The 11,455-nt window shown below is 65.1% G+C and carries 11 protein-coding genes and 1 pseudogene; 11 read left to right on the forward strand and 1 reads right to left on the reverse strand.

Going from position 1 to position 11,455, the window contains the following annotated elements:
• Positions 1-27 precede the first annotated feature (27 nt).
• The 11 genes from VPH41_RS08460 (at position 28) to VPH41_RS08510 (ending at position 11,288) form a co-directional block, all read left to right on the forward strand.
• Positions 28-585: an NADPH-dependent FMN reductase gene (locus VPH41_RS08460; protein WP_328569584.1), complete on the forward strand. Its 558-nt coding sequence runs from the start codon at positions 28-30 to the stop codon at positions 583-585.
• A 177-nt stretch (positions 586-762) separates the two neighbouring features.
• Positions 763-2,313 carry a sensor domain-containing diguanylate cyclase gene (locus VPH41_RS08465; protein WP_328569585.1) on the forward strand — a complete coding sequence of 517 codons (1,551 nt, stop codon included), beginning with the start codon at positions 763-765 and terminating at the stop codon, positions 2,311-2,313.
• Positions 2,314-2,447: 134 nt separating this feature from the next.
• Positions 2,448-2,969 (forward strand): hypothetical protein, encoded by a 522-nt coding sequence (locus VPH41_RS08470; protein WP_328569586.1) that lies wholly within the window; start codon positions 2,448-2,450, stop codon positions 2,967-2,969.
• A gap of 55 nt (positions 2,970-3,024) precedes the next feature.
• Positions 3,025-3,462: a hypothetical protein gene (locus VPH41_RS08475; RefSeq protein WP_328569587.1), complete on the forward strand. Its 438-nt coding sequence runs from the start codon at positions 3,025-3,027 to the stop codon at positions 3,460-3,462.
• A gap of 111 nt (positions 3,463-3,573) precedes the next feature.
• Positions 3,574-3,933: a hypothetical protein gene (locus VPH41_RS08480; RefSeq protein WP_328569588.1), complete on the forward strand. Its 360-nt coding sequence runs from the start codon at positions 3,574-3,576 to the stop codon at positions 3,931-3,933.
• Position 3,934: 1 nt separating this feature from the next.
• Positions 3,935-5,305: a TolC family protein gene (locus VPH41_RS08485; RefSeq protein ID WP_328569589.1), complete on the forward strand. Its 1,371-nt coding sequence runs from the start codon at positions 3,935-3,937 to the stop codon at positions 5,303-5,305.
• Positions 5,306-5,307: 2 nt separating this feature from the next.
• Entirely contained in the window at positions 5,308-6,690 is a 1,383-nt protein-coding gene (locus VPH41_RS08490) for a multicopper oxidase family protein (RefSeq protein WP_328569590.1), read from the forward strand.
• A 184-nt stretch (positions 6,691-6,874) separates the two neighbouring features.
• A complete protein-coding gene (locus tag VPH41_RS08495) occupies positions 6,875-8,530 on the forward strand; it encodes a methyl-accepting chemotaxis protein (RefSeq protein WP_328569591.1) in 1,656 nt (551 codons plus the stop codon).
• Between the two features lie 71 nt (positions 8,531-8,601).
• Positions 8,602-9,375, forward strand: coding sequence for a transporter (locus tag VPH41_RS08500; protein WP_328569592.1), 774 nt, complete (start codon positions 8,602-8,604; stop codon positions 9,373-9,375).
• Between the two features lie 93 nt (positions 9,376-9,468).
• Positions 9,469-9,969, forward strand: coding sequence for a hypothetical protein (locus VPH41_RS08505; protein ID WP_328569593.1), 501 nt, complete (start codon positions 9,469-9,471; stop codon positions 9,967-9,969).
• 20 nt (positions 9,970-9,989) lie between these two features.
• The gene (locus VPH41_RS08510) at positions 9,990-11,288 is read left to right on the forward strand and encodes an NAD(P)/FAD-dependent oxidoreductase (RefSeq protein WP_328569594.1); all 1,299 of its coding nucleotides are present in this window, start codon (positions 9,990-9,992) and stop codon (positions 11,286-11,288) included.
• A 48-nt stretch (positions 11,289-11,336) separates the two neighbouring features.
• On the opposite strand, the pseudogene VPH41_RS08515 reads toward VPH41_RS08510, so the two are convergent.
• A pseudogene (locus VPH41_RS08515) lies at positions 11,337-11,455 on the reverse strand (IS1595 family transposase); the annotation flags it as partial.

The following is an 11,455-nucleotide window of genomic DNA, read 5'->3' on the forward strand; positions in this document are numbered from 1 at the left end:
TTTTTTTCACCATCATCGGGGATATCTATGAGTCAATATAACGTTGCAATCATCGTCGGCAGCCTGCGCAAGGATTCCTTCAACCGCAAGCTGGCCGATGCGCTCGTCAAGCTGGCGCCGCCCGAGTTTTCCTTCAAGCACATCGAAATCGGCGACCTGCCGCTGTACAACCAGGACGACGATGGCGCGCAGGCCGAGCAGGTGCTGCGCCTGAAAACGGAGATTTCCGACGCGCAAGCCTTGCTGTTCCTGACGCCCGAATACAACCGCTCGATTCCGGGCGTGCTGAAGAACGCCCTCGACCACGGTTCGCGTCCGTACGGCCAGAGCGTGTGGGGCGGCAAGCCGGGCGCCGTGCTCGGCGTTTCCGTGGGTGCCACGGGCACGGCCCTGGCGCAGCAGCATTTGCGCAATGTGCTGGCCTACCTGGACGTGCCGCTGCTGGGGCAGCCTGAAATGTTTATCCAGGCCAAGGAAGGTCTGTTCGACGAGCATGGCGGCATCGGTCCGGCCAGCCTGGGCTTCTTCCAGGGCTGGATGCAGCGTTATGTGGACTGGGTCAGGAAGCACGCCATCCACGCTTGATGCAGGTCAAGGCGGCAGCGCCCTGCGTTGCCGCTTGTACACATTCTTTGATCATTGATGCCAAGATTTCAATATTGGCACGGGTGTCTCGGTATAATGCGCCCTTTCTTTAGCGCAATACTTTCTCCCTACACCCCCATTTTTGCCGACGCCATGTGGACTAAACCTGTTCTGCGCATGAATTTGCGCCGCTTGATCGTGCTCGTGGCCTTTGCCAGCGCCCTGGTGTCCCTGGCCAATACCTTTTATGCCAGCTACAGCGTGCAGCGTCAGCTGCTGATCGATACCACCCTGGAAGCAAACCATGCGTATGCGAGCAAGCTGGCCAGCACGGCCGAGGATTTCCTGCAGTCGGCGCGCCAGCAGCTGGCCTACAGCGCGGGCAGCCTGCCGTCGCGCATGGACGACGACGCCTGGCTGACGGGTGAGGCGCAGCGCCTGCGCCTGCAGACGAACAGCTTCAATTCCGTGCTCATCGTCGATGCCCAGGGCAAGGTGCTGGGCGTGTCGCCGGAAACGCTGGCCCTCAAGCACCGCACGCTCGATTCGGCCGGCGCCGTGCAGGCGCTGCGCGAGCGGCGCCCGCTGGTGACGCAGCCCTACGTCTCGTCGGCCGGCAACCTGGTGGTCTTCATTTCGCACCCCATCGTGGGCAAGGATGGCCGCTATCTCGGTTATGTGGGCGGCAGCATCTACCTGAAACAGAAAAACATCCTGTACACCATGCTGGGCCAGCATTACTACCGCGACGGTTCCTACCTGTACGTGGTGGACCAGAAGCGGCGCCTGCTGTACCACCCGGACCCGGACCGCCTGGGCGACCTGGCGGGCCGCAATGAAGTGATCGACGCCATCATTGCGCAGCAGGGCGGCGGCAACCGGCGCATGTACAACAGCCTGGGCGTGGACATGCTGGCCGGCTATGCCGTCATGCCGTCGACAGGCTGGGGCATCGTGGCGCAGCGGCCGACGGCCATGACCCTGGCCCCGCTGAACCAGCTGATGGCCAACACGGTGTGGCACTCGCTGCCCATCGCCTTGCTGAGCCTGCCATTCATCTGGTGGCTGGCCAGCCTGATTTCGCGGCCCCTGGTGCAGCTGGCCGAGGGCGCGCGGCGCATGGACGCGCCCGGCACGGCCGAGCACATCGCCGCCATCCGTTCCTGGTATGTGGAAGCGGCGCAGATCAAGAAAGCCCTGCTGAAGGGCCTGGCGCTGCTGCAGACCAAGATCGGCAAGCTGAAGACGGACGTGCAGACGGACCCGCTGACGGGCCTGTCGAACCGGCGCGGCATGGCGGCGGCGCTCGACGATTGGCAGGCGCAGGCGCGGCCGTTTTCCGTCATCGCCATCGATATCGACCATTTCAAGCAAGTCAACGACCGCTGGGGCCATGCCGTGGGCGACGACGTCATCCTGCGCCTGGCCCAGCTGATGCGCGCCTGTTCGCGCGATGCCGACGTGCTGTGCCGCAACGGCGGCGATGAATTCATCATGCTGCTGCCCGACGCCGACCTCGACGTGGCCATGCAGGTGGCCGAGCGCCTGCGCGCCAAGGTGGCCGCCGCCGTGATTCCGGGCGCGGGCGCCATCACGGTCTCGCTGGGCGTGGTCTCGTCGTCGCACGGGGAGCGCAGCACGGATGCCGTGCTGCTGGCCGCCGACGCGGCCCTGTACGTGGCCAAGGAAAACGGCCGCAACTGCGTGGGCATCACGGAGCCCGCCTGACGGTATTGCCGTACGGCATGAACTGATCCCCTGTTTTCTGTTGCATCTGAGCCTGTCCCGTTTGCCCGCCAGCGCTTACCATGTGGCCCTGAGACGCACAAGGAGGACAGCTGGCATGGCAGGGATGAATATTGATGATGTTTGAGCAAGAACCTGGCATCCGCTGCGACGTCGATGGACGGCCGCACGCGCTGGCCTTGCTCGGCTGCCGCGAACTCAATTATGGCCAGCGCAGCGAGCTGCCGCTGCGTCCGTTCCGCCTGAGCGTGCCGGAAACGGCGCTGGCGGGCCTGCTGGACGAGCCGTTCAACAGTTTTATCCGCACTTGCCGCGAAGACGACTTGCAGTACGAGCAAAGCGACTTGCCCGAGCTGCAGCAGGCCGGCTACCCCGATATCACGGCCATGCTGGCGGGCCACCGGCCCCTGCTGGCCGGGATGCTGTACGACTTCATGATTTTCGACCTGATGACGGCCATCGGCCGCGCCAGCGGCTACCGCTCACCCGATGCCCGCTATTGGGGCGACGTGGAGACGGCCGACCGGCGCGCCTATTTCACCGTCAATCAAGTGCACACCGTGTCGTTTGCGGACGGCCACGCCGTGTTCGAGGGAGAAGGCTATTACGGCGCGTACGTGATCTGGCTCACGCATTGAGCGGATGGCAAATGGGGCTTGACCTTCCTCATGTGGGAAGGTTTATAGTCGTGCCATGAACCGTGCCTTTTTCCGCTTTCTCGCCCGCTCGCTGCTCTGGCTGCTGGCCGTCACGCTGCCCTTGCAGGGCTTTGCGTCGGCCATGCGCAGCTGCTGCGTGGACGAGCTGGCGGTCGCCGTCGCGGCCGTGCACGCGCCCGCCCAGGCGCAAACGCCCCAATGCCATGACATGGGCGACATGGCCGACATGGCCATGCAGGATCAGCCGATGCAGATGAAGATGGCCATGGACGATGGCGGCGCCACGCACCATGGCCACGATTGCAGCAACCACGGCGCCTGCACCGTGGGCGCCACGGCGCCGCCCGGCATGGCTGCCTTGCACGCCCTGACCCTGCGCGCGCCGCCTCCGGCGCTGGCGCCCGATTCCCTGTTCGCCGGGCATATCCCGTCCGGCCTGGAACGCCCCCCGAGAAGCACGCACTCCGCCTGACCGCCCGTGAACCCGGCGGTGCGGCCGCTGCACGTCCATCGGGCCGTGCTGGCCGCGCCCCCCGTTCCACCTGCGCGCCCGCCGCGCCATCCCTGTCATTCGAGGAATACCATGAAATACCTGTTCAGCCTTGCGCTGGCCGCCGGCATTGCATTGCCCGCGCTGGCCGCCAGTGCCGCCAGTCCGGCCGCCGCAACGCCAAGCCCATCCGCCCCGCAAGAGGCGCAAGCGCCCGTGCCGGCCACCACCTACCGCTCCGCCTTCGCGGGCTATCGTCCCGCCGCCGCCGACGAAGCCACGCCCGACCAGGCCTGGCGCGCCGTCAACGACAAGGTCGGCAAGGCCGGCGGCCACATGGGCATGATGAAGATGCAAGGCCACAAGATGGAAGGTCATGCCATGCCGATGGACCACGCCCAGCCCAAGCCGGCGGACAAGCCCGCCCCGCAACACCAGCATGAAGGACACTGACATGGCCCGTTTTACCAAATCAACCTGTTTGACGCCGCTGGCGCTGGCGGCCGTCCTGCTGCTGGGCGGCTGCGCCAGCTTCAGCCAGGATGGCGGCATGCAGACGGTATCCGCGCTGGCCGACGCCCGCACGGGCGCCCCTGCGGCGCTGGCCGGCGAGGGCGGAGAAGCCAAGCTGGCGCAGCTGCTGGCCCAGCCCCTGGACGCCGACAGCGCCGTGCGCATCGCCCTGATGAACAACCAGGACATGAAGGTGGCGCTGGCCCAGCTGGGCGCGTCCGAGGCGGACCTGGTGCAAGCGGGGCGCTTGCGCAACCCGGGCCTGTCGTTCGGCCGCTCGCACGGCAGCCACGGCAATGAAATCGACCGCGGCGTCAGCTTCGACCTGGCCGGCCTGCTGACGATGCCGATGCGCGTGAACATCGAGCGGGGCCGTTTCGAGCAAGCCAAGCTGCAGGCCGCCAGCAGCGCCGTGCAGCTGGCGGCCGACACGCGCCGCGCCTACTTCCATGCCGTCGCCGCCGTGCAGACGGAAGCGTTCATGCAGCGGGCGCTCGTGTCGGCCGAGGCGGGCGCGGAACTGGCCACGCGCTTGCAGCAGGCGGGCAACTGGAGCCGCCTGGACCAGGCGCGCCAGCAAGTGTTCTACGCGGACGCCGTCGGCGACCTGGCCCGCGCGCGCCACCAGGCCACGGCCACGCGCGAGCACCTGACGCGCTTGCTGGGCCTGTGGGGCAGGCAGACCAGCTTTACTTTGCCGTCGCGCCTGCCCGACTTGCCGGCCCAGGCTGTTGATGCAGGCAATATCGAGGCGCAGGCCATGGAGCAGCGCCTCGACGTGCAAAGAGCGAAGCTCGACGCGCACGCTACGGCCAGCGCGCTGGGCCTGTCCAAGGTGACGGGGTTCGTCAATGTGCTCGACGTGGGCTATACCAACAAGAGCACGAGCGAGGCGCCGCGCGAAAACGGCTACGAGGTGTCGCTGGAACTGCCCCTGTTCGACTGGGGTACGGCGCGCAACGCCCGGGCGCAGGCGCTGTACGAGCAGTCGCTGCAGCGCACGGCGGGCACGGCGGTGCGGGCCCGCTCGGAAGTGCGCGAAGCGTATTCCAGCTACCGCACGGCCTACGACCTGGCGCGCCACTACCGCGATGAGGTCGTGCCGCTGCGCAAGACCATTTCGCATGAAGTGCTGCTGCGCTACAACGGCATGCTGGCCAGCGTGTTCGAGCTGCTGGCCGACGCGCGCGAGCAGGTCGCCAGCGTCAACGGCGCCATCGAAACCCAGCGCGATTTCTGGATCGCCCAAACGGCATTGCAATCGGCCATCAATGGCAGCGGCCCAGGTGCGGCAACTGCGGCAAAGGAATAATGATGATTACACGTAGAAACTTTTTCATAAATGCGGGCGCTGTCGCCCTCAGTGCCGCGGCCGTCAGCCGCGTGGGTGCGGCCTCGTTGCCGGAAGCCGTCACGATGGCCGGCGCGGACACCAAGGCGCCGCCACCGCCGCCGAACGGGCGGCCGTACAACCCCGTCGTCACCCTGAATGGCTGGTCCCTGCCTTGGCGCATGAACAACAACGTCAAGGAATTCCACCTGGTGGCCGAACCCGTCGTGCGCGAACTGGCGCCCGGTATGATGGCGAACCTGTGGGGTTACAACGGCCAGTCGCCCGGTCCCACCATCGAAGTGGTGGAGGGCGACCGGGTGCGCATCTTTGTCACCAACAAATTGCCGGAACACACGAGCGTGCACTGGCATGGCCAGCGCTTGCCGAACGGCATGGATGGCGTCACGGGCCTGACCCAGGCGGGCATTCCTCCCGGCAAGACCTTCGTGTATGAATTCGTTGCCAAGCGTCCCGGCACCTTCATGTACCACCCGCATGCGGATGAAATGACGCAGATGGCCATGGGCATGATGGGTTTCTGGGTCACGCATCCGAAAGACCCGAATTTCATGAAGGTGGACCGCGATTTCGTCTTCTTGCTCAGCAACTACGACATCGATCCGGGCAGCTACACGCCCAAGATCATGACCATGACGGATTTCAATCTGTTCACCTTCAACAGCCGCGTCTTCCCCGGCATCGACCCCATGGTGGTGCGCCAGGGCGACAAGGTGCGCGTGCGCGTGGGCAATCTCACCATGACCAATCACCCGATCCACATGCATGGCCACGAATTCGAGGTGACGGGCACGGACGGCGGCTGGACGCGCCCCGAATCGCGCTGGCCCGAAGTGACGACGGATATCGCCGTGGGCCAGATGCGCGCCGTGGAGTTCACGGCCACGGACCTGGGCGACTGGGCGTTCCACTGCCACAAGTCGCACCACACGATGAATGCCATGGGACATGACGTGCCCACCATGATCGGCGTCGACCACCAGGGCGTGGCGGCGAAGATCAACCAGCTCGTGCCCGGCTACATGGTGATGGGCGAACGGGGCATGGCCGACATGGGCGAGATGCAGATGCCGATCCCCGACAATACCTTGCCGATGATGGCGGGCGACGGTCCGTTCGGCGCCATCGGCATGGGCGGCATGTTTACCACGGTGAAGGTGCGCAAGGACCAGAAGCCGGGCGACTACCGCGATCCGGGCTGGTACAAGCACCCGGCCGGCAGCGTGGCGTATGAATGGACGGGCGCCCTGCCGGAACCCGTGCGGGGCCAGGGCGCGGGCAAAGGAGCGGCCAAGGGAAGTGTGGAAATGACGGTGCGCAAGCCGGCCGGCCACAGCGGGCATTAATTCCCCCGCATTTCCGGACATCAGCGCGCGGCTTGCCTAGCACGGCAAGCCGTTGCGTATGTTGCTGCATATCAAGGAATTGTTGTTTGGTGACAATCCGAGCATTTTTTTCCCTGTTTTTTCTTTATATTCAAGCCAGTACGCTCCAGTTACATCGAGTATCGGCCAGTCTACGGGAGAAATCATGTTGAACCGGATGAAGGTGGGAACGCGCTTGTTGGCGGCATTTTTCTGTGTCGCGCTGATGGGGGCTATCGTGGCCGGCATCGGTATCTTCAACATGGGCAAGATCGATACCATGGCAGGGCAGATGTACCACAGCGAGTTGCTGGGCCTGTCGTACATCAAGGAAGCCAATATCGCCCTGATCAAGGTGGGCCGCGCCCGTAGTAATTTCTTGCTGGCCACGACCGCCGAGGAGCGCGCCACGCGCCAGGCGGACATCGCCAAATTCCTCGACATGAATAAAAGCTATCTGGCCAAGGCGGAACCGCTGTTCGTCACGCCGGCCGCCAAGGAGCTGTTTGCCCGCTTTGCCGCCGTCGAAGCGGAATATATTGCCACCATGCAGCAGGCGCTGGCCTTGGCCGCGGCCGAGCCGCTGGCCCAGCGCAGCGCGCAGCTGACGGATCTGCTCAACAAGACGCGCCTGCATGCCGATGAACTCGACGGCGTGCTGGACAAGCTGTCGCTGCAGAAAGAAGAGCGCGCCAAGGCTGCGGCCGTGCAGGCGTCCGGCGTGTACCAGGCCAGCCGCAGCTTCATGATTGCGCTGGTGCTGGGCAGTGTGGCGGCCGGCCTGGCGCTGGGGGCGCTGATCACGCGGGGACTGACGCGCCAGCTGGGCGGCGAACCGGCGTATGCCGTCAAGATCGCGGGCGCCATTGCCGAGGGCGACCTCACCGTGGATATCCGCACGGCCAGCCACGACAGCACCAGCTTGCTGTTTGCCATGAAAACCATGCGCGACAAGCTGGTGGGCATCGTCAGTCAGGTGCGCTCGGGCACCGACACCATCAATACGGCTTCCGGCGAAATCGCCCAGGGCAACCTCGACTTGTCTTCCCGCACGGAAGAGCAGGCCAGCTCGCTGGAAGAAACGGCATCCTCGATGGAAGAGCTGACGTCGGCCGTGCGTCAGAATGCGGACAATGCGCGCCAGGCCAATGTGCTGGCCGGCGCCGCCTCCGAGGTGGCCGGCAAGGGCGGCGCCGTGGTGGGGCAGGTGGTGCAGACGATGGAATCGATCAACGCGTCCTCGCGCAAGATCGTCGACATCATCAGCGTCATCGACAGCATTGCCTTCCAGACCAATATCCTGGCCTTGAACGCGGCCGTGGAAGCGGCCCGGGCGGGCGAGGAGGGCCGCGGCTTCGCCGTCGTGGCGTCCGAAGTGCGCAACCTGGCGCAGCGCTCCGCCAGCGCGGCCAAGGAAATCAAGACCCTGATCGGCGACTCCGTCGAGCAGGTGGAAATCGGCTCCAAACTCGTGCATGACGCGGGCAGGACCATGGATGAAGTGGTCACCAGCGTGCGTCAGGTGGCCGACATCATGCAGGAAATCACGGCCGCCAGCGCCGAGCAGAGCGCCGGCATCGAGCAAGTCAACCAGGCCGTGCTGCAAATGGACCAGGTGACGCAGCAGAATGCGGCCCTGGTGGAAGAGGCGGCGGCTGCCGCCGAGTCGCTGCAGGACCAGGCGCAGACCTTGACGGAACTGGTGGGCGTGTTCCGTCTGCATGCTCAGGCGCAACAACTGGCCGTGGCGCCGGCCAGCAATGTCACGCCGCTGCGCCGGCCGGCGCCGGCCGTCAGGCAGGGCGTGCGGCGCCTGGCTTGATCGCGCGCCACGGACGCATGGGCTTGGTGGTAGGCTGTCGGTATTGCGCCTTTGCCACTTCCGGGTTTCCCATGCCGTCTTCCTCTCTGCCGCTGTTGTGTCTTTCTTTACTGTTGTCGTCCCTGGCGCCCCTGGCGCAGGCGCAGGACGGCGACCCCGTCCTGCCTTACCGGCCTTCCGTGGCCAGTCCCGCCCAGCTGCCCGTGCCGGGCCAGCTGGAATTCGAGGCTGGCGGCCTGCTGTCGAAAACGGACGGCACGCGCCGCGCCAGCCTGCCGTACACGTTCAAACTGGCGTTCACGCCCGAATGGGGCGTGTTGCTCGAAGGCGAGGGTGTCGTGCGCGCGCGCGATGACACGGGCCGCCGCGAAACGGGCGTGGGCGACACGACCGTCGTGCTCAAGCGCGCCTTTGTGCTCGACAGCGCCACGGCGCTGGGCCTGGAACTGGGCTGGAAGTTGCCGACGGCCAAGGACAGCATCGGCAGCGGCAAGAGCGATGTATCGCTGAACGGCATTTTCAGCCGCGACCTGGGCGCCGTGCACATGGACGCCAACCTGAACGCCACGCGCCTGGGGGCTGCCGACCCTGGCACGGGCACGGTGCAAACGGGCTGGGCGGCGTCCTTTTCCACGCCCGTCAGCGCGCGCTGGGGCGCCACGGCGGAAGTGTCGGGCACGCGCCTGCGCGGCGCGCCGGCCACGGCGCAGCTGCTGCTGGCGGCCACTTACAGCCCCACACCGCGGCTGGCCATCGATATCGGCATGGCGCGCGGCTTGACGGCGGCATCGCCGGACTGGTCGCTGTTCAGCGGCTTGGTCGTGCCTTTGGGCAAGCTGTGGTGAGTTTGCCACGGCCATCCCTATGTGTCCTTGCGAACAAACCAGTTGATGCACAAGGTCTACAATGGAGACATAACTGATAAAAGGAGTGTCCCCATGAAAACCCTGATTCTCGCCGCCGCCTTGCTGTCGGCCGCCACCGCCGCTGTTGCCCAGGTGGGCGTTTCCGTCACCGTGGGCCAGCCAGGCTTTTACGGACGCCTCGACATTGGCGACTATCCCGCGCCCCAATTGATCTACGCCCAGCCCGTCATCGTGCAGCGCCCCCAATACTATTCGGCCCGTCCCATCTATTTGCGCGTGCCGCCCGGCCATGCGAAAAACTGGTCCAAGCACTGCCGCAAGTATAATGCCTGTAACCAAGAGGTATATTTCGTCCAAGATAGTTGGTATAACAACCAGTATGTGCCCCGTTACCGCCAGCAGCATGGCGACCATGGCCGTCCCGATTACGGCGACCGCGGCCGTCATGACGACAAGCATGACAAGCACTTTGACAAGCATGATGACAAGCGCGACAAGCACGAAGGCAAGCGCGACAAGCATGACGACAATCCGGGCAGGGGTCATGGCAACGGCAACGGGCGCAGGGACTAAACACGCAAGCAGGAGGATCTTTGCATAGTAAAATCGTTATCGTAGGTGGCGGCGCAGGCGGCCTGGAGCTGGCCTGCAAACTCAGCCGCAAGCTCGGCGCCGGCCAGGTGACCCTGGTCGACAGCCGCCTGTACCATATCTGGAAGCCGTCGCTGCATGAAGTGGCGGCCGGCACCCTGGACATTCACCAGGAGGGCCTGTCGTACCAGATGCTCGCGCATGACAATGGTTTCACCTATGTCTACGGGCCCCTGATCGCGCTCGACGCAGGCTCGAACAGCCTCACCGTGGGCGCCATCGCCACCGACAAGGATGAGCAGCTGCTGCCGCAGCGCCGAGTTAGCTACGACCAGCTGGTGCTGGCCGTGGGCAGCACCTCGAATTACTTCGGCGTGCCCGGCGCCAAGGAAAACACGATTTCCCTGAATGCCACGGAAGACGCCGAACGTTTCCGTCTGACCCTGCTCAAGCTGCTGGCCATGGCCGAGCAGCGCCAGGGCGACGCGGGCCATCCGGGCGTCGACATCGTCATCATCGGCGGCGGCGCCACGGGCGTGGAACTGGCGGCCGAACTGCGCGAAGCGAGCGGCGTGTATGCCGCGTATGGTTTCCAGAATCTCAACGCCATCAAGGATGTGCGCATCACCCTGCTCGAAGGGGCGCCGCGCATCCTGGCGCCGCTGCCCGAGCGCGTGTCCATCGCCGCCTCGAAGCTGCTGTACCAGCATGGCATCACCGTGGTGACCGATACGCGCGTCACCACCATCGAAGCAGACAAGGTGACGGTGGCCAGCGGCACCAGCTATGCGGCCGACATCTGCGTGTGGGCGGCCGGCATCCGCGCACCCGAGTTTTTGTCCACCCTGGGTTTGCCGACCAACCGCGCCGGCCAGCTGGAAGTGACGGGCATGCTCAACGTGCAGGGCCACGCGAATATCTTCGCGCTGGGCGACTGCGCCGCCTGCGCGGGGCCGGACGGCAAGCTGGTGCCGCCGCGCGCCCAGGCTGCCCACCAGCAAGCCGATTACCTGCTGAAAACCTTCCTGCTGCAAGCGAAGGGCAAGCCGCCGCAAACGAAGCCGTATGAATACCTGGACTACGGTTCGCTCGTATCGTTCGGCCGCACCACGTCGGTGGGTACCCTGATGGGTTCCCTGAAGGGCTTGAGCTGGTTCGTCGAAGGCTTTGTCGCGCGCATGATGTATGTGAGCCTGCACCTGATGCACCACAATGCCGTGCTGGGCAGCGTGCGCACGGCCGTCATGGCCATGGGCCGCTTCCTGATCAAGCGCAGCACGCCGCAGGTCAAGCTGCATTAAACCATGCGTATCAACGTAGAAAAGGGCCGCGAGGCCCTTTTTTATTGGCTATGTCACCGTCAAATGTGGGAATGCTCCCAGCGTTGCTTTCAATAATGTTTCTGGTGAGCGGATGCGCCTGGCGTCGAGTATCCAGCGCCAGCCCAGGTAATTGGGCAGGTAGCGCG

The organism is Janthinobacterium sp. P210006 (assembly GCF_036231885.1).
In the GTDB taxonomy this organism is placed as follows: domain Bacteria; phylum Pseudomonadota; class Gammaproteobacteria; order Burkholderiales; family Burkholderiaceae_D; genus Janthinobacterium; species Janthinobacterium violaceinigrum.